This is a genomic window from Emticicia oligotrophica DSM 17448 (assembly GCF_000263195.1).
Taxonomy (GTDB): Bacteria; Bacteroidota; Bacteroidia; order Cytophagales; family Spirosomataceae; genus Emticicia; species Emticicia oligotrophica.
On record NC_018748.1, the window covers coordinates 2,182,398 to 2,200,964 of the forward strand.

The following is an 18,567-nucleotide window of genomic DNA, read 5'->3' on the forward strand; positions in this document are numbered from 1 at the left end:
AAAATAGTTAAATTTTTAATTAGAATATTAACAAAATTACTTCTTGTGCCATCCGTTTACCACTAAAATTCAAGCCATTTCTAATATTTTTTTGACAAATAATCAGTCAAATAGTACTTTCTGTACCTTATTTATTGTAAATTAGCTGTCATAAAGAAACTTTTAGCCCCTAAAATATAAGATTTCAAATGTTTTTTAGGAAGGAAAAAAGTTATGGAGCCTAATACCTAATTAATGAGTCTAAAACGTTATTTTAGAAAATGAAACCACAGTTACTGAAAATCGCTACTCCTGCTGATTCTTCATTCAACTTATTTGTGCAAGAGACTCCGTATTTTTCCACTCCGTGGCATTATCATCCCGAATACGAGATTGTATTAGTCTTGGAAAGTACAGGTAAACGTTTCGTAGGAAGCAGTATCACCGATTTCAAACCAGGGGATTTGTGTATGATTGGTTCGTATTTGCCACATTATTACCGTAATGATGAAGACTTCTATCTGAAAGAATCAAAGCTAAAAGCAAGGTCGTTGGTGATTCACTTTTTGGAAGATTTCATGGGAGATAAGTTTTTGGAATTGCCTGAAAGTCAACAAATTAAAGCCTTGTTTGAACGTTCGAAGAGAGGGTTGAGTTTTGGCGAAAAAACAGTAGCTAAAGTAACACCTAAATTCAAGAACTTGCCTAACCTAACGGGTATGGAAAGGTTATTGGAAATGATTTCGATTTTGCTTATCCTCTGTGAGAGTGATGATAAACAAGACCTAACAACCAACCCAATTTCGCTCAGAAATGAGGTTGATTCAGCTCGTATGAATAAGGTTTTTGAATATGTAATGCTTAAATATCAAGAAGAAATTCAATTAAAAGACGTAGCCGATTTAGCCAATATGAGTGAGTCGGCGTTTAGTAGATATTTCAAGAAACGTACGCGTAGAACTTTTACCCAATTTTTGGCCGAAATTCGTATCGAACACGCTTGTAAACTATTAATGGTTGATAAAATGAGCGTAGCTGAAATTTCGTTTGAAAGTGGATTCAATAACCTTTCGAATTTCAACCGCCAATTTAAGGCAATCAAAAAAATTACGCCATTGGCGTATAGAACTAAGTTTTTGGAGTAGTTTTTAAAGGGCAGTTTTCAGTCATTTATGCGTTGCTTACTGAAAACTGCTCACTATTATTTTAATGCTTCGGGCAGTCACATTGATTTTTACCTTTAAATAAACCCCACATAAAGCCTTTTTTCTTGCGGTAAGAACCATTCTTTTTTCTTCTTCCTCCACCGTTTACCTCCTTTGATTCTTTTATGCTATTTGTCTTATAATCAGAAGCTTGTGAAAATTCTGGCATTAAAGCTAGTATTCCGATGAGGGATAATATTGTTATTTTTTTCATATTTCTTGAAATAGATTAGTAGAGTCAGAAAACTATTATTTTAACGAATTTTTCGCCTTAAAAATTACGCAACCGTGATACTTTCAACTGAAAATGCCAGCGGTTTATCAGCAAAAAGTATTTTAGTTTTAGCCCAAGTGCTGCGAAAAAGCTCAGAATCTCTATAATTATTCAGGGCTTTTTCCGACTCCCAATGGCTATGAGTCATGAAAATATTAGGTTGATTAATATCTCGAAGCAACTCAAGGTGGCTACAGCCAGCCATAGCTCTGATTTTATCTTTCGAACTATTGAATATTTCTTGAAACTCCTCAGTTTTATCTTCCTGAAAAGTCATTCTTACATAGCGTATAAGCATATTATCTAATAATTTTTCAACAAAAATACATAAAAAACTTACCCGTACTTTTTTAAACAATTAAATAATCGTGCATAGATACTCCATAATCAGAAATGCTTTTTTGTGTTGTTCATTACTTTGATGATAGTATTACAAAAAGTTATAATAAATTTGTGTAAAACATTTTCATGATGGATGATTTTAGACTAAAAGTTTTTTATTCAGTAGGTAAAAATCAGAGTTTTACGAAGGCTGCATCAGAGCTGTATATTACTCAACCTGCCGTAACAAAACACATAAAGTTACTTGAAGAATCGCTTGGGGTGCGGCTATTTGATCGTAAGGGAAATTTCATTACACTCACTGCTGCTGGGGAAGTTTTATATAAGTATGCGACTGAGATTTTCAGGCTTTATCAAGAAGCTATTTTTGAAATAGGAACTATGAAAAATCAATTTGAGGGAAGCCTGCGTTTGGGAGCAAGTACGACTATCGGACAGTATTTAATTTCGCCAATTTTAGCTTCATTTCATGGGAAATTTCCGCAAATTGAACTCACATTACTCAATGGAAACTCTGAGTTTATAGAAAAAGCCGTATTAGAAAAAAGTATAGATTTAGGCATTGTTGAAGGTCAAAAACACCATTCAAGCTTAAAATATACCGATTTTATGGAAGATGAATTAGTGGCAGTGGTACATTCAAAAAGTAAATATGCGAAGTTTTCGAGCATTAGCTTAGAAATGTTGCTTGAAATTCCACTTGTCTTGCGAGAAAGAGGCTCAGGAACACTCGAAGTGATAGAATTGGCCCTTAAAGAAAAAGGCATTAAATTAACTAATTTGACTATTGTAATGCACCTAGGAAGTACTGAAAGTATCAAGTCGTTTTTAGAGCATTCACAAGCTATGTCATTTGTTTCGATAAGGGCTATACAGAAGGAATTATTACACCAAGAACTAAAAATTATTCCTATCGAAAACCTACAAATGTTGCGTAGATTTTCGTTTGTGAACCTACATGGGCAACAAGATAAATTAGCTACTTCATTTATCAATTTTGCACATCGACATTATAACCAAAAGTAATTGATTATAATAAAATGCCATTGGTTTAGGGTTTCTTTATGTCCTACTTTTGTTGGTATGAAAGCAAAGGGAAAAATAATATTTTGGATAGGTTTGTTGGCCTGTTGTCTACCATTAGTTAATGCTAGTTCGGCTTTAGTTTTGGGAGTTTTGGTAGCCAGTGTGCTTAAAAATACGACTTATTCCGGCCAGAGCAGTACTTGGGGTGGCTATTTATTGAAATTGGCAGTAATTGGTTTGGGCTTTGGAATTAATATCAGGATTTTGCTCGAAGATAGCCAAAGCAATATCGGAATCACAGCTCTTTTTGTACTCGGTATTCTTGGTATTGGTTTTCTATTGGGTCGATTTTTGAAATTAGATAAAATTGTAGTGTTGTTAATTTCAGCGGGAACGGCCATTTGTGGTGGAAGTGCCATTGCCGCAGTTGGTTCGGTAGTCAAAGCTAATACTGAACAAATGTCGGTTTCAACAGGAGTAGTTTTTTTACTCAATGCCGTAGCTTTGTTTGTATTTCCTGTTTTAGGACATTGGTTGGGTTTATCACAAGAACAGTTTGGTACTTGGGCAGCCATTGCTATTCACGATACAAGTTCGGTGATTGGAGCAGCTGCTAAATATGGCGATGTGGCTCTAAGAGTAGCTTCAATTACCAAAATGCTTCGTATTTTTTGGATTATCCCAGTTTCATTGATTTTGGTTGTTGGCGTTAGTAGAAGTTTTGAAAATTTCAAAATACCTATTTTTATTTTAGGTTTTGTGTTGGCTTCAATTTTATACAGCTTTTTGCCATCGTTTAAACCATTTTTTGCTTTAATTTATACCTGTTCAAAACAATTATTGGTGCTGAGCTTATACTTAATTGGAGCCAGTATTTCGTTTGAAAGGTTACGAAAAATAGGACCGAGTACTTTCGGACAAGCTACAATTCTTTGGCTGATTTCATGTGTATTATCTTTATTGTTTGTGATTTATTATTATTGATAAGAGTAGATAATAAGTAATAATATTAGCTAAAGAGTTATAGTTTTTTTTCACCAAAACTGGAAACTGTTCAAACAGAACCAAATATTGGTAGAAATTTATAATTATGGAAGTAGTGTAATTAAAAAGAGCTATTTAATTGATAATATTAACAGGCTCTTCTACCAAAACTGGAAACTGTTCCAGCGGAACTAAATATTGGTAGAAATTTATAATTATGAAAAAAGTAGTGCTCCGTCGGAGCTTTACTTTTAAAGGCAATTCTTTTGAAAGTAGGCGAATATCAAACTGTATCTGAATCTAATGGTGCAAAATAGTGTCAATTATTATATAATTTGTCGCTTACATCGCCAAAAAAAGCATATTTATCTTTAATACTCAACCAAATTGTAGAGTTGAAAACTTTTCTATTGTATTTTTACTCTTCAATCCTAAAATACCATTTGTATTACAACAATTCTATGGAAAAATCTCAAAATCGTCGGTCATTTATTCAGAAAAGCATTTTAGGGCTTACTACCGTATTGGGTAGTGAAGTGGTTTTTGCTAAAAACTTACCTAAAAAAATTGAGCTCTTAGGCGAAAAAGCATTTATTGACCTTCCCGAGGGAAAAAATAAAGAGTTAATGCTACTCAATGACCGTCCTTGGAATGTTGAAACCCCCGCCCATTTATTAGACGATGAAGTAACGCCCGCAGATAAAATGTTTATTCGCAATAATGGAAATTTGCCCGAAAACATAGATATCTCGAAATGGGAATTAGTCATTGAAGGAGAATCAGCGAAAACACGTAAAGTTTTCACTCTAAGCGAACTTAAAACAAAATTCAAAACTTATACTTATCAACTTACACTCGAATGTGCGGGTAATGGTCGCTATGGCTTTAGCCCACAAACATCGGGAAATCAGTGGCAAGAGGGTGCGGTAAGCTGTGCTGAATGGACGGGTGTACGCTTGCGTGATGTGCTGGAAAGTGTTGGAATTAAAGATGATGCAGTTTATATCGGTTATTACGGAAAAGACATTCATTTGAGCGGCGATGTGACAAAACCGCCAATATCAAGAGGAGTACCAATGAAAAAAGCCCTCGAAGATGAAACGCTTTTGGCTTGGGCGATGAATGGGAAAGATATTCCATTGATGCACGGTTTTCCGTTGAGATTGGTTGTTGGTGGTTGGCCGGCATCAGTTTCTGGAAAATGGTTGAATAAAATTTCTATTAGAAATAAAGTACACGATGGCGAAAAAATGAGCGGCCATAGCTACCGAATGCCAGCATATCCGATTGAGGCAGGTGGAAAAATTGCTGATGCAGATTTGAAAATAATTGAATCAATGCCCGTAAAATCGGTTATTACTTACCCAAAATCAGGTGCAATGCTTGAGGCCGGTCGTACGCTTGATTTGCGTGGACATGCTTGGGCGGGAGATTTGGAGGTAAAAGAAATGCATATTTCGATTGATTTTGGAGCAACTTGGCAAAAGTGCGATTTGCGAAAACCAAAAAATCGTTTGGCGTGGCAGCATTGGTCAGCCAAGGTGAGTTTTCCAACAAAAGGATATTATGAAATATGGGCAAAAGCCACCGATAGTAGTGGTGTTTCACAGCCGATGATTATTCCTGCTTGGAACCCTGGTGGATATTTGAATAATTCTTGCCACCGAATTGCCGTGAAAATTGGATAATTAAAGCTAAGATTGATGAAAAACTTACCAAAAATATTATTGCTCGGCATAAGTGCTGCTCTAATGATTAGTGCAGGCTTGAAACCACAGCACATGCTTATTAAAAAATCACCTGAAGTATCTGTGGCAGATTCAATTAAAAAGATAGATAAAGCTACTGGGCTAATTGTAGATAAAGGACTTGACATCGTAACGGCACATTGCACTGGTTGCCATTCGAGTAAGTTAATCACACAGTTTCATACCGACCGTGCTGGCTGGCTCGAAAAGATTAGATGGATGCAGCAAAAACAAAAACTTTGGGATTTAGGTGAGTCTGAACCAATTATTCTTGATTATTTGGCCAAAAACTACCCAGCTACGGAAGTTGTCAATCGCCGAGCTTCGCTCAAAAATATAGAATGGTATAAGCTGAAATAATATTTAAAGTAGTGGTTTTTGTTAATAAAACAGGGCCACTACTTCTTTCGTATTTATTAGTTAATTACTTTCCCTTTATTAATACTCAGGCGTTTATCGACACACGCTGGAATTTCTTCCTCGTAGTGAGTTACGTAAATAAGTGTTTTGTCGAGTTCAAGTACTAATTTATTGACTAAATCTCTAAAATATACAATATGTTCATAGTCTAACCCTTGGCAAGGTTCGTCTAATAAAAGTAGGGGTGGATTTTTCACCAAAGCCCTTGCCAAAAACACTTGCCGCTGCTCACCAGTAGAAAGTTGATAGATTTTCCTGTCTGTTAAATGTTTGATATTCAATAGACTAAGATAGTTATCCGTAGTATTTCTCTCTTCATCGCTTAATTTTTTGAATAAACCTGCTGAATCGAATAAACCAGAAGCTACGGCTTTCCATACTTCAGTATTGCGAGTAAAATATAGATGAAGTTCGGGCGAGACATAACCAATCCGATGCTTTATATCCCAAATACTCTCACCACTCCCACGCTTGCGGTCAAATAAATCGTAGTCATTCTGATAGCCCTGTGGGTTGTCGGCTGTAATCAAACTCAAAATTGTACTTTTCCCTGAGCCGTTTGGCCCCATTAAAGCCCATTTTTCACCACGTTTTACTGCCCAACTTACGCCATCAACGACATTTACACCTTTGTATGTGACGGTTACATTTCTCAAATTGAGAGCATAGTCAAAATCATTGCGAGTTGGATTTTGCTTGATAAGCGATAAAATATCTGTATTAATTTGGATTGTGGAATTGTGGATAACTTGTTGATAATCGGCAGGCTGTGTGGATGTACGCTTTATTTTCCCCTCTTGGAGCTGAAGAATATTGGTAATACAAGAAGGTATTTCTTTTGGAGTAGTTACCATTAAAATCATGATTCCTGCAGCCGCAACCTGATTAAGTACTTGGTGTAAAATACCCCTACTTTCAATATCTAAACCTACAAAAGGGTTATCGAGAATAAGAACTTTAGGTCTACGTAAAAGTGAGAGTGTAATGAGCGTCCGGCGGGTCTCTCCATTGGAAAGTGTTACTATTTTTCTTTCAAGCAAATGGTTTATTTTCAGTAGGTTAGCGGTTTTTATTAGCTCTTCTTCGGTATAAGGCAGAGGTGGTAAATCAACTGATTTTTCATCAACCGTTCCGATGGGTTTAACCTGATTTTGTAAGATTTCTCGTACCGTTGGAGCTATTTCAGCATCCATTGAATTGAAGCGTTGTTGGTAATATTGGGTAGCCGACTCAACAATTCGGTTGAAACTATAATCTCTCGCCACAAACGCAATTTCATCATAATTTGGCTTTGAAATTCTTCCTTTAGTAGGAAAAATCTTACCCGCAACGGCCTCCAATAAAGTACTTTTTCCGGAGCCATTACCGCCCACAATCGCCCAGTTTTCGTTGGCGTTTACTTGCCAATTGATATTTTCTAAAACCGTGCGGTCGCCTTTCTGAATGCTTACTTCTTCAAATGTTATCATCAAATCAAATGCGTAGTTTTATCGCTGTTTATTTTTTGAATGCAAGTTATATTATTTTTATATTTAGTCGAAAAAAGCATTAGAGTTTGTATAAAAATCTCACTATTAAGATTTACATAAACCTATTTTTAAAAATAGTGGTTATAAGTTTACCTGATAGACAAAAATATGAACATTAAAATATTGTGCTTCGGCATAACCCGCGATATTATTGGGCAATTCGAATATGCTACTTCGCTGGGTGAATCTGCAACAGTGGCCGACTTAAAACAGCATCTTTCAACAAATTTTCCTACTTTTGCGACCTTAAAGTCGTTGAGAGTAGCTATTAATTCGGAATATGCCGAAGATTCGGCAATGTTAAAAGAAAACGATGAAATCGTTTTGATTCCACCTGTTAGTGGAGGTTGATGATTGCGAAGAAAGAAATATTCGCTTAAAATTTTAAAAGAAACTTTATACAATGGAAAATCCAGTTTTGATTTTTGGAGCCGGGAATCTCGGAAAAATAGCCTTAGATATCTTTAACCGTAATAATATTGTGGTATATGGTTTTTTAGATGATAATAAAGAACTACATAATACCGAAATCGGAGATGTAATGGTTTTGGGCGAAACCGATGATGATGGTTTTTTAAAGCTAATCGGACAAAAAACTGAGGCATTTGTGGCCCTTGAAAATACAAAAGAGCGTAAAAAACTCGTAGAAATGCTCAATAATCGCCGAAAAACAATGCCTGTCAATGCGGTGCACAACACTGCGGTAGTTTCGGCCGATGCCTTTATTGGGCATGGAAATTTAGTGGCAGCACGTGCTATCGTAAATCCTTATGCAATTGTAGGTAATCATTGCATCATTCAAGCGTCAGCGGTGGTTGATATCAATGCAAGTGTAGGAGATTATGTACAAATTGGTGCTGGGGCAATTATTAATAGTGAAGCCGTAGTAGAAGAAGGTGCATTTATTGGTTCGGGGGCGGTCATTATTTCTGGTGTGACGGTTGGTAAAAATGCTCGTGTAGGTGCAGGTTCAGTAGTTATTGAAAATGTAGCTGAAGGAACCACTGTCTTCGGAAATCCTGCGAAAAAGATATAAACTTGTTGCCTTCGACTCCGCTCAGGCAACGGTATAATTCGGCGGTTGCTCGTTCAAGCAACGGTAAAACACGGTGGTTGAGCGGAGTCGAAACCGCCGTGTTTTACCGCTTCAATGTTCTTTCGCAAAATTCTTTTCACCTGCTTCAATGGCTACTTTTAAGTGATTTTCCTTTGGCGGAATCGGGCAACTATAGCCAGCACTAAAAGCACAATAAGGGTTATAAGCTTTATTGAAATCTAAGTAAATTTTATCTCCTTCCAATTGGCTCATTCGTAAATCCAAATAACGCCCTCCACCATAGCTTTCTTTCCCATTGGTCAGGTCTTTAAATGGAATAAACAAATAATCTCGGTATTGTGGCAAATTTCGAAGTCTAAGCGATTGATATACTGCTACTTTATAGGGTTTTCCATCTATTTCAAATTTTAATTCCCCGAACTTCGTATAAGTTGCCGTTTGCCCCGACGAAGTAGGAATATCAAAAGGTTTTTCTTTTTTCTTAGTCAATACAAATTCGCACAAAACCTTGTATTTTTCGTTTGGCTCAAAAAATCGCAAATATTCAAGGTCTTCTTTTTTTAGAGGCGAATTTGAATCTTTTAGAAATTCTGTTTTGTATTCTTCTCGATGTTTTTCGATTTCTGCTTTAAAATCTTGAGCAAAAAGTGTGGAACAAAATAAGCCACAGCAAGCAACTAAAAAAAATGCTTTCATTGCGTGATTGATTTAACTGTTTTGGCGATAAAAATACTGAAAAATATCATTAACATAGAAAAATATCCTACATAAGGGTAATTTTCGATAAAACCAGAAGGTGTTTTGTGAATAATAAAACCACCTATATTCGTTGCAATGGCTTGAGCTAAAAGCTGTACAGAAGAGTTAATGGCCATAAAACTGCCTCTTTGCTGAGGCGTAACCACGTTTGAGATAATCGCTTGGGTTGGAATCAGACGGCCATTTGAAAACACGAAGAAAATTCCAGCAATAATCAATACAATCCAAAGTTCGCCCGAAAACATATTAGTAATCAAGAAAATTGGTAGCATTGAAAGTATGGCAAAAGTTACAAAAACTGGATATTTTCCTTTTCTATCAGCCAATTTGCCAACCATTGGGGCTGAGAAAATAGTCAATAAACCACCTACAAAATAAATCAAAAAGATATTATCCTGACTATATCCAACATTCGAAACTAAAGTTGGAGAAATATATGGAATGATACTAAAATGCCCCAACATAATGATGGTAGATAAGCTCAACGCACGCAACTGATTAGGGTTTTTCGCAATATTTGTAATGGCCTCGAACGGATTTTGTTTGTGTTGTTTATTGCGTAAATGTTTATCTAAGACAGGAACAAATCTACTGATTAAGAAAATAACCACAATACCTAGTACCCCTAATACTAAAAAAGGAGAATGCCAACCAAAATGACTGGCTAAATATAAACCTGATGGAATACCAACAACCGATGCTAAAGAAAAGGCCGTTGTAATAAAGCCCATGGCAGTAGCACGACGTTCGTACTCGAAAGTATCGGCTACGATTGACAAAACTTGTGAGCCAATTAAACCCCCAAAAGTTCCTGCAATGGTTCGGGTGAGTATTAGAATCTCGAAGGTAGGAGCAAAGGCACATGCAACAGTGCCCGCTACAAAACCCGTATAGGCAAATAATACTACTTTTTTACGGTCGTAATTATCTACGAAAAAGGCTGAAAGAAACCCAGAAATACCCGCACTAAGACCATAAGCCGAGACTATAAAGCCAAATTGACGTGGTGAAATATCAAAAATCTTGATTAATTGTGGCCCTAAAGGCATCATAATCATAAAATCTATGATATGTGTAAAATTAATACAAGCTAATATGAAGAGTAATAGTTTTTCCTTTTGAGTCATTTAAGAAGTGCTTTTGTAATTTATCCTTAATTTTTCAACGAACTTCTTGAAAAAATAATTCCGATGCTAAATGAAGTGACTATCTTTGAAGATGATACTTTCATCAATTAATAATCATTAAGTAGTTAAGAATAAATTAATATATCTAAATGCCAAACGAATTTATAATCAATCAATTACCTTCTAATAAAATACTCATTGAAGAGAAAGAATATCATTTTTATAGCGGTACTTCCTATTTAGGTTTAAATCAAGATGCTGATTTCAAGCATTTGCTTATTGAAGGTATTAATCGCTATGGAATGTCGTTTGGAAGTTCACGGAATGGAAATTTACAACTAGATATTTATGCGGCTGCCGAAGAAAAGATGGCTCGTTGGGTTGGAGCCGAAAAAGCTCTGACGGTATCTTCTGGAATGTTGGCTGGACAAGTGGTTGCACAATTTCTAAAAACTCAAGATTCCACATTTTTTTATGCTCCAAGTAGTCATGCAGCCAATTTTCATGAGCCTAATGTGGTTTTACCTAATATAAGTTTTGAAAATTGGGCAGAAAATATCGCTCAAGAAATTTCTGAAAATGGGGCTACACATTCGGTTATTGTTTGTAATTCATGCGATGCTCTTAAGCTCACGCCTTATCATTTCGATTGGACTGTACAATTACCGCAAAATCAAAAAACTACGCTTATTATTGACGATTCACATGGATTAGGTATTACAGGCGATAATGGGGCAGGTGTTTTCCAGAATATTTTTGTCAATGCCAATGTTCGTTTAGTGGTGGTAAGTTCGCTGCACAAGGCAATGGGGATTGCTGGTGGCGTAATTTTTAGTGATTCTGATTTTATCGAACAGCTTCGCCATACTGCATTTTTTTCTTCTTGTTCGCCCATTACGCCAGCATATCTTTACGCCTATATGCATGCCGATGATGCATACTCCAAAAACCAACAAAAACTCAAAGAAAATATCGCAAGGTTTACACACAAACTTATAGAGAATCAAGGTATCAAAATATTTAATTACTTAGAGGGTTATCCAGTATTTTATTCATTGCGAGATGAACTGTATGATTTCTTATTTCAACACCAAATATTAATTTACAGTTTTGCCTATCCAATCAAAACAGGAAAACCAAATACAAGAATTGTCATTAGTGCTTGGCATGAAGCTGAGCAACTAGATTTTTTAGCAGAAAAAATCGGAGAATTTACCAAGGTTAATTCCTGAATAGCGTTTTTATCGAAATGGGGTTTCAAGACGTTTTATTTTAGACGAAAGAAGTAAGTTTTTTAGAGAAACCAGTAAGGTACAATACCATGTCATGTTTTCCTAATTATATAATATAAATCCAAAAGACAGCTCGCTGCGTATATAAAAGTAATCAATCAAACTATACATATTTGATTAAATTTTTAGAATTGAATGTCATCAATGCAATAGTTTATACGTGAAAGAGTGATGAAAAATTGGAGTTTTTCCTTAGAAAGATATTCTACTGCCTAATGTGAGTAGTAGGGTTTAACGGTTGAAAACAGAAAGAGTACCACCTTTGGTGGCACTCTTTTTTATTGATGCAAAGTGAAGGTCTTGAAATTTTTGATACTTATTCCACTTAATTCTAAAATGTAAAACTACATTTACTTAATGGGTAAGATATATCAACCAATTAGCCAAATTTGGTCTTCTTCATGGCCTTGTTCGGTCCATTCTACTAAAACCCTCTGAGTATCAAGCGTATTTACACGCATACCAGTATAGTCGGGTTGAATCGGTAAATCTCTTTCGTAGCGGCGGTTAATTAAACAAAGGAGTTCGACTTTCTCTGGGCGACCAAATGCTTGCATGGCATCAATAGCAGCACGAACCATGCGTCCAGTGGCCAATACATCATCAATTAATATAACTTTCTTTCCTTCAATGACAAAAGGTACTTTCGTAGCGTTTGGTTTAAGAGGTGAGTCTCTCCTTCTGAAATCATCACGAAAGAAAGTAGCATCAAGATATCCTAATTTAATAGCAATGCCTGTCTCTTCGCTTAACTTCTTAGTAATGCGTTCGGCCAAATGAATTCCTCTTGGTTGTAAGCCCAAAATCACTGAATTCGAAAAATCAGCATGGTTCTCAATCAATTGCTGACATAATCGATTGATTGTAATATCAAGTAAAGGATTACTAAGAATGAGTCGTTTCATACTCCTGCCACAAATCTGGAAATGGTTTTGTTAAAAATAATCAAGTTGTAAATCTAATAAATAGATGGACTAATTCTGCTAAAATTTCAGAACTTTGCACAAAATTTATTTATAAATTAAGGAATATGAAATATTTGATAGCTGGGCTTGGCAATATTGGCCCCGAGTATGCATTTACCAGACATAACGTTGGCTTTATGGCACTTGATAGATTGGCGGCACAACAAGGCTTTTCATTTAAAATGGAAAGACTGGCTTATACTGCCGAATTCAAATACAAAGGGAAACAAATCTATTGTATTAAACCAACTACCTACATGAATTTAAGCGGAAATGCTATCAACTATTGGTTGCAGGCATTAAAAATTCCGGTAGAAAATCTTTTAGTGATATGTGATGACCTCGCTTTACCTTTTGGTAAGCTTCGATTAAAGACTAAAGGCTCGCACGGTGGACAGAATGGTTTACGAAATATTGAAGAGAAATTAGGTACGAATGCCTATAACCGATTGCGGTTCGGAATCGGCAATAATTTCCCTGCTGGCAGACAGGTAGATTATGTCTTAAAAGCTTTTAATGACGATGAAATGGCTCAACTTGTCGATAGATTAGACCGTGTTGGCGAAATAATTTTGAATTTTTGCACAATTGGAGTAGAGAGAACAATGAATTTTTACAACGAATGATTGTACTTTTTAAAGAATTTTTACTTTTAGTGAAATTGAAATATTATATAAGTTGTATTTTTTTTATGCAAATAAAATTTTGTTTTTGCACTTAAAATTTACTTTTAATTTCTGTAATATTGGAAAAATCCAAATATTTTTAGAACAATATTCGGTTGTGTAGTCTAGTGTATATTTGGATTATAATAATTTTCCTTATACCTTTGCATCGTTATCCACAGAAAGTAATAGAACAAAACAATGAAAAATTCATTTAAATCTGTTATATTTGCATTGGTATTCGGGTCATTCATGACTACTGCAAATATTGTAAAAGCAAATGACCGCGATTCAGCCAACAAAGAGGTAATCTTAGTTAGAGGTGCTGAAAAGAGTTTCGCAGATTTTATGTCAAAAAATGCGAAAAAGTTAGTAAAAACAAACGATTGGAATATTTTCACAGAAGTAGTGACTTTATATAATGCCTCTCCGTCTAAGTTCATGACAGTGAGTGCGGACAAAAAAGAAGCATTTGTTAAAGCAGTTGAAAATATCGAAGTAAAACTTGATAAAGTACGTGGCGAAGAAGCGAAGATTTGGAAGAAAAAGGTAACAACAACAGCCGCTGTAGTTAAAGTTTTATGGAATTACCAATCAAACGTTGAGTCAACAGACACAGAACAGACAGTTGCTCCAGCAGCAATTGAAATGTTAGGTCGTTAAGACTCAACTTTCAAGAAGAATATTAAGTTTTCATAGTTTAATAGGTTAGGGTTGAATAGATGGACGCTTACCCCACTGCTTCTGGCGGTGGGGTCAAGTTTTTTTAGGGGGTACCTATTCTCCAATGGAACATCTAAGCCTCTAAATGGTGTTATCTAAATGCTTTGGTAGAGAATACCTAAATCAAAACCTAAAACATAATGCGTAAACTTTTATTTATCAGCCTCTTATTGGCAGGATGTACTAATTCAGAAACCACACAATCTTCCAAAATATACTTCGATTTAGCTGGTTTAGTTAATCAGCAAATTGCTTCATTAACACAAAAACAACCACTTGCTCATAAAAGTCTTTTATTAGAAGAAAAAACGGAGGCAATTAATACCACAAAGATCGATTGGAAAAAAGAGTTTGAACTTTTCTTACAAGCCGATTTAAACAAGCAATCGTATCAATTAAGCTATGATGTGGCTGAAGGCCCGCAGAAGCTGAGCTACACGCTTAAAAAAGGGGAGAGCCTGCCCGTCAAGTTGCTCGTAATTGTTTTTGATGAAAAAGAGAGACCCATACATATAGAAGCTTTACTTCAAACTAAAAACTATTTATATGAGTCGGAGAAACATCTTCAAATGAACCTTGAAAATAATCAAGTAATTAATTATCAGATTATTGGTTGGCAGGAATTATTTGTTGGGAAAAGAAAGAATTTTAAAGTGAATGGTATATTGGTGAACAAATAATTGAAAGCTAAAAAATACCAAAATTTTGTTATTTAAACAGTCTGAATTTATTCAGTCTGCATCAATCAAAAATTAACCATTGTTCCTTCATTCATTGAATTTATTCAATGATAGGCGAATACCAAATGAAAAAGCCTTCTATAGAAGGCTTTTTCATTTATTAATAATATGTTTAGTAATCTCCACCAGCACCGCCGCCGCCAAAACTTCCACCACCAAAATCAAAACCGCCGCCGCTGCTATCACTACTACTTGACCATCCACCAGAAGAGCTTCCCCAGCCAGTGTAAGTAGTATAAGGAACAAATCCACCACCACGGTTACCACCACCGCCACCTTTTTTAATCATAAAAGTGATGATGATAATAACAATTAAGAAAAAGACAATAGCAAAGACTACATCACCTGCATCACCTTCCTCTGATGTTTCAGCTTGAAATTCTCCTGAAAGATATTGAATGATTCTATCTGTAGCTTCATTAAGCCCTTGGAAATACCTCATTTCCTTGAAATTAGGCTTTATAATCTGTTCAATGATTCGTTTACTACGAGCGTCGGTTAAAGCACCTTCCGTGCCGTATCCAGTAGCTATAAAGATTTTTCTATCGCCCGGAGCCCAAAGTAAGATGACACCATTGTTTTTATCTTTTTGTCCAATTCCCCATTCACGACCGAGTTTTACGGCATACTCGCTAATATCATAAGGTTGAACACTTTTGACGATTACAATAACTACTTGTGTAGAAGTAGTATCGTTATAGTTTTTTAGTTTTTGTTCTAATTGGTCGATTTCTCCTTGACTTAAAAGTCCGCCCACCAAATCGTTTACTAATCTTGGTGGATTAGGCTTTTGTGGAATATCTTGTGCAAAGGCAAAGCTTTGAATCAGAAGAAGAAATATGAAAAATCTGTTGAGCATTGAAAATGAATTTACGATTTACATTAGCATTATATCGCAAAAGTTTGGGTAAATGGTATCTGAGGTGGATTAAGAAAATTAAGGTATTTGGTCAGTTGAAATATCATCTGAGATTTCATTGACATCGTTTTTCTGATATGGGAAGTACTTTTTTAACTGAAAGCCCGCTTCTTTAATTCCCATTTGCAGGCCTCCGCTGTAATCGCCTTGAGCAAAATAAAGACGTAGTGTATCGCGTGTACTTTCCCAGAAATTGGGAGGCACGACGCGGTCAATACCAATATCGCCCAACACGGCAAACTTACGGTCGCCGTGGGCTAAATAAAACAAAACCGCATTTCGTTGGGCAGTCGAATCGAGGTGCAAATATTGAAATACTTGTTTGGCACGCTCAAGTGGGTCTTCTGCTGGACAACGCTCTTCAATGTGCACTTTTACTTCACCTGAAGTATTTAATTCGGCCTGCTTAATAGCGGCAATTATTTTTTCTTTTTCAACTTCTGAAAAAAGCATCTTTATACTTTTATGGAATGAAGCAAAGACGTTGCAGAGCAACGTCTTTGCTAAATATCAATCATAAATAAATTAGAATTTCACTGAAGGGGCAGCTTGGGCTGCATCAGAAGCTTGGAAGAATCCTTTCTCTGAGAAACCAAACATTTTAGCGAAAATAACAGTCGGGAATGATAATGCCGATGAGTTATAAACCTGTACAGCTCCGTTAAAGTCGTTGCGAGCTACCCCAATACGGTTTTCAGTACCTTCCAACTGTGATTGAAGCTCCAAAAAGTTTTGGTTTGCTTTTAAATCAGGGTATTTCTCAACCGAAACCAAAAGGCGGCTTAATGCTCCGCTAAGTTGGTCTTGAGCTGCTTGGAATTTTTGGATATTTTCTGGAGTCAAATCATCAGCTTTGAGGTTTACCGCAGTTGCACTAGCACGTGCTTGAATAACAGCGGTAAGCGTACTTTTTTCGAAATCAGCGGCACCTTTTACGGTATTCACTAAGTTTGGAATCAAGTCTGAGCGGCGTTGATATTGTGTTTGCACGTTTGCCCATTTGCCTTTCACTTCTTGGTCTTTCCCAACCAAGCCGTTGTATGAGCTGCATCCGTACATACCAAAGATTAGTAAAATACCAACGATGATGAGAGTGCTTTTGTTCATTTTATTTTGTTCGTTTTGAAATTGGTTAAAATTTAGCTCAAATGTAATGATTTGCAAATGATATGCAAGTACCTAATTATTATAAATGGACAAAAATATCAGCGAACGGATATTTTTGATGTTGATATTAATGATTTCTTAAGATTTTAGCCATTTTTTTACATCAATAATTGGATTAGGGTAATCTACACCTAAGTTTACATCAAAAGTTTTTTGTTCAGTTTTTGAGAGTAAACCCGCAAAATGTACTTTTTCGGCTGGTACTTTGCACAGTTCGGGTAGCCAAAGTTTTACATATTCGCCATCTTTATCATACATATCAGCTTGGCGACCAATATTAAAATAGCGGTCTTCGCGTGGGTCATTGCCTACGCCCGCTACGTAATTCCAGTTACCCCAATTACTACAAACGTCATAGTCTATAAGTTGGCTTTCGAAATAAGCAGCTCCCCAAGTCCAGTCGATTCCTAAATCTTTGCTTAAAAAACATGCAACATTTTGACGGCCACGGTTCGACATAAAACCTGTAAGTTTTAATTCTTTCATGTTGGCATCAATGAATGGCACACCTGTTTCACCATTCTTCCATTTTTCGAAAACCTCCTGATTGCGTTTCCACTGCTTCATGAGGTCATTTTTTACACCACTTTGTTTGAAGATACGTGTCCCGAATTTCAAGGCAATAAAATGGAAGTAGTCACGCCAGATTAGTTCAAAAATAATCCAATAAGTAGATTCATTGGCTTCTACTTCTTTTTCATATTTCTTTACTTCCTCATAAATCGTACGCGGAGAAATGCAGCCTAAACTTAACCAAGCCGAAAATTTCGTTGAATAATCACCACCAACAAGGCCATTTCGGGTTTCTTTATAGGTTTTCGGCAAATCTTTATCCCAGATGTATTCATCAAGTCTATAAAGGGCTGAGGTTTCGCCACCTCTAAAGGCAAGTACTGAGCGTTTATCAAATTTGGGTTTTTCGTAGCCAAGGCTTTCTAAAGTTGGCATTTCGCCTAAATCGACTGATTTATCAACTTTTGGAAGTGTTTTAGGGGCATCGAAAGTTCGACGAATCTTAGCCGAACGTTCAACTTTTTTCCTAAACTCTGTAAAAACATCGGGTAAGAAATTTATTTGAAATGGCAGGTCACGTGCATGATAAAGCGTTGCAATCCACACTAATTCGATTTCAATATTGAGTGGTTTGAGTTTTTTTGAAAGATTGGCTTCAATGATTGTTTCTTCTTGAGTAACTTCCTTGCTTGCGTAAACCGCTACGGCTTCATACTTTTCAGCTAACTGAGCTAAGATTTCTTCGGGCTTGCCTACTTTTACGATTAAATTTGAGCCTATTTTTTGGAGATTATCGCGAAGGTTTTCAACCGCTTCAATCAAAAATTTCGCTCTGAATGTGCCTGTACGTTTAAAACCTAATGGAGTATTAATAAATTGACGTTCGTCGAAAATATAAACAGGAATCACATTGCCGGCTTTGGTTGCTTGAATGAGAGCCTCATTATCGTGAAGTCTTAAATCGTTTCTGAACCAGAAAAGAATATTTTGCATAAGAAAGATGTAGTCTGAATACTAAAAGTTTACTGATGCAAAAGTAACAGTTTTTCTTACGACTTTGTTTATATTCTATCAATTACAGATGTAAATGAGGGTTTTACTACAATAAAACCCTCATTCAAAATATGTCCTAG

Annotated in this window: 21 protein-coding genes; 11 read left to right on the forward strand and 10 right to left on the reverse strand. The window is 36.0% G+C overall.

The features are described from left to right. Positions 1-260 precede the first annotated feature (260 nt). Positions 261-1,124, forward strand: coding sequence for an AraC family transcriptional regulator (locus EMTOL_RS08995; protein WP_015028963.1), 864 nt, complete (start codon positions 261-263; stop codon positions 1,122-1,124). A 61-nt stretch (positions 1,125-1,185) separates the two neighbouring features. On the opposite strand, the gene EMTOL_RS09000 is transcribed toward EMTOL_RS08995, so the two are convergent. Both EMTOL_RS09000 and EMTOL_RS09005 read right to left on the reverse strand, forming a co-directional pair. After that, positions 1,186-1,398 (reverse strand): hypothetical protein, encoded by a 213-nt coding sequence (locus EMTOL_RS09000; RefSeq protein WP_015028964.1) that lies wholly within the window; start codon positions 1,396-1,398, stop codon positions 1,186-1,188. Positions 1,399-1,462: 64 nt separating this feature from the next. Then, positions 1,463-1,756, reverse strand: a complete 294-nt coding sequence (locus EMTOL_RS09005) for a putative quinol monooxygenase (RefSeq protein ID WP_015028965.1) — start codon at positions 1,754-1,756, stop codon at positions 1,463-1,465. Positions 1,757-1,926: 170 nt separating this feature from the next. On the opposite strand from EMTOL_RS09005, the gene EMTOL_RS09010 reads away from it, so the two are divergent. From EMTOL_RS09010 to EMTOL_RS09025, 4 genes are all read left to right on the forward strand, one after another. Next, entirely contained in the window at positions 1,927-2,826 is a 900-nt protein-coding gene (locus EMTOL_RS09010; RefSeq protein WP_305953209.1) for a LysR substrate-binding domain-containing protein, read from the forward strand. Then, positions 2,827-3,810 carry a YeiH family protein gene (locus tag EMTOL_RS09015; protein WP_305953210.1) on the forward strand — a complete coding sequence of 328 codons (984 nt, stop codon included), beginning with the start codon at positions 2,827-2,829 and terminating at the stop codon, positions 3,808-3,810. Positions 3,811-4,271: 461 nt separating this feature from the next. Then, entirely contained in the window at positions 4,272-5,498 is a 1,227-nt protein-coding gene (locus tag EMTOL_RS09020) for a sulfite oxidase (protein ID WP_015028968.1), read from the forward strand. 15 nt (positions 5,499-5,513) lie between these two features. Further along, entirely contained in the window at positions 5,514-5,918 is a 405-nt protein-coding gene (locus tag EMTOL_RS09025; RefSeq protein ID WP_015028969.1) for a hypothetical protein, read from the forward strand. A gap of 56 nt (positions 5,919-5,974) precedes the next feature. Here the strand turns inward: EMTOL_RS09025 and EMTOL_RS09030 are convergent, their stop codons facing one another. Next, positions 5,975-7,447 (reverse strand): ATP-binding cassette domain-containing protein, encoded by a 1,473-nt coding sequence (locus tag EMTOL_RS09030; RefSeq protein WP_015028970.1) that lies wholly within the window; start codon positions 7,445-7,447, stop codon positions 5,975-5,977. A 168-nt stretch (positions 7,448-7,615) separates the two neighbouring features. On the opposite strand from EMTOL_RS09030, the gene moaD reads away from it, so the two are divergent. Together moaD and EMTOL_RS09040 are read left to right on the forward strand one after the other, a co-directional pair. Beyond that, complete coding sequence (gene moaD / locus EMTOL_RS09035; protein ID WP_015028971.1) at positions 7,616-7,858, forward strand: molybdopterin converting factor subunit 1; 243 nt, start codon at positions 7,616-7,618, stop codon at positions 7,856-7,858. Positions 7,859-7,910: 52 nt separating this feature from the next. After that, positions 7,911-8,543 (forward strand): acetyltransferase, encoded by a 633-nt coding sequence (locus tag EMTOL_RS09040; protein WP_015028972.1) that lies wholly within the window; start codon positions 7,911-7,913, stop codon positions 8,541-8,543. A 111-nt stretch (positions 8,544-8,654) separates the two neighbouring features. Here EMTOL_RS09040 and EMTOL_RS09045 read toward each other — a convergent pair whose 3' ends face one another. Continuing rightward, positions 8,655-9,260 carry a DUF1684 domain-containing protein gene (locus EMTOL_RS09045; RefSeq protein WP_015028973.1) on the reverse strand — a complete coding sequence of 202 codons (606 nt, stop codon included), beginning with the start codon at positions 9,258-9,260 and terminating at the stop codon, positions 8,655-8,657. Further along, a complete protein-coding gene (locus tag EMTOL_RS09050; RefSeq protein ID WP_015028974.1) occupies positions 9,257-10,450 on the reverse strand; it encodes an MFS transporter in 1,194 nt (397 codons plus the stop codon). The genes EMTOL_RS09045 and EMTOL_RS09050 overlap by 4 nt, the downstream gene beginning before the upstream one ends. Before the next feature lie 149 nt (positions 10,451-10,599). Here EMTOL_RS09050 and EMTOL_RS09055 point away from each other — a divergent pair, with 149 nt between their 5' ends. Then, positions 10,600-11,682, forward strand: a complete 1,083-nt coding sequence (locus EMTOL_RS09055) for an aminotransferase class I/II-fold pyridoxal phosphate-dependent enzyme (protein ID WP_015028975.1) — start codon at positions 10,600-10,602, stop codon at positions 11,680-11,682. Between the two features lie 431 nt (positions 11,683-12,113). On the opposite strand, the gene pyrR is transcribed toward EMTOL_RS09055, so the two are convergent. Then, positions 12,114-12,647 carry a bifunctional pyr operon transcriptional regulator/uracil phosphoribosyltransferase PyrR gene (pyrR, locus tag EMTOL_RS09060; RefSeq protein WP_015028976.1) on the reverse strand — a complete coding sequence of 178 codons (534 nt, stop codon included), beginning with the start codon at positions 12,645-12,647 and terminating at the stop codon, positions 12,114-12,116. 125 nt (positions 12,648-12,772) lie between these two features. Here pyrR and pth point away from each other — a divergent pair, with 125 nt between their 5' ends. From pth to EMTOL_RS09075, 3 genes are all read left to right on the forward strand, one after another. Further along, positions 12,773-13,333 (forward strand): aminoacyl-tRNA hydrolase, encoded by a 561-nt coding sequence (gene pth / locus EMTOL_RS09065; protein WP_015028977.1) that lies wholly within the window; start codon positions 12,773-12,775, stop codon positions 13,331-13,333. A gap of 240 nt (positions 13,334-13,573) precedes the next feature. Next, positions 13,574-14,035 carry a hypothetical protein gene (locus EMTOL_RS09070; RefSeq protein WP_015028978.1) on the forward strand — a complete coding sequence of 154 codons (462 nt, stop codon included), beginning with the start codon at positions 13,574-13,576 and terminating at the stop codon, positions 14,033-14,035. 200 nt (positions 14,036-14,235) lie between these two features. Next, positions 14,236-14,775, forward strand: a complete 540-nt coding sequence (locus EMTOL_RS09075; RefSeq protein WP_015028979.1) for a hypothetical protein — start codon at positions 14,236-14,238, stop codon at positions 14,773-14,775. A gap of 172 nt (positions 14,776-14,947) precedes the next feature. Here EMTOL_RS09075 and EMTOL_RS09080 read toward each other — a convergent pair whose 3' ends face one another. From EMTOL_RS09080 to EMTOL_RS09095, 4 genes are all read right to left on the reverse strand, one after another. Continuing rightward, positions 14,948-15,694: a TPM domain-containing protein gene (locus EMTOL_RS09080; protein ID WP_015028980.1), complete on the reverse strand. Its 747-nt coding sequence runs from the start codon at positions 15,692-15,694 to the stop codon at positions 14,948-14,950. A 78-nt stretch (positions 15,695-15,772) separates the two neighbouring features. After that, positions 15,773-16,207 carry a TPM domain-containing protein gene (locus tag EMTOL_RS09085; RefSeq protein WP_015028981.1) on the reverse strand — a complete coding sequence of 145 codons (435 nt, stop codon included), beginning with the start codon at positions 16,205-16,207 and terminating at the stop codon, positions 15,773-15,775. A gap of 72 nt (positions 16,208-16,279) precedes the next feature. Further along, positions 16,280-16,861 carry a LemA family protein gene (locus EMTOL_RS09090; RefSeq protein WP_015028982.1) on the reverse strand — a complete coding sequence of 194 codons (582 nt, stop codon included), beginning with the start codon at positions 16,859-16,861 and terminating at the stop codon, positions 16,280-16,282. Between the two features lie 138 nt (positions 16,862-16,999). Beyond that, entirely contained in the window at positions 17,000-18,427 is a 1,428-nt protein-coding gene (locus tag EMTOL_RS09095; protein WP_015028983.1) for a DASH family cryptochrome, read from the reverse strand. Positions 18,428-18,567: the final 140 nt, after the last annotated feature.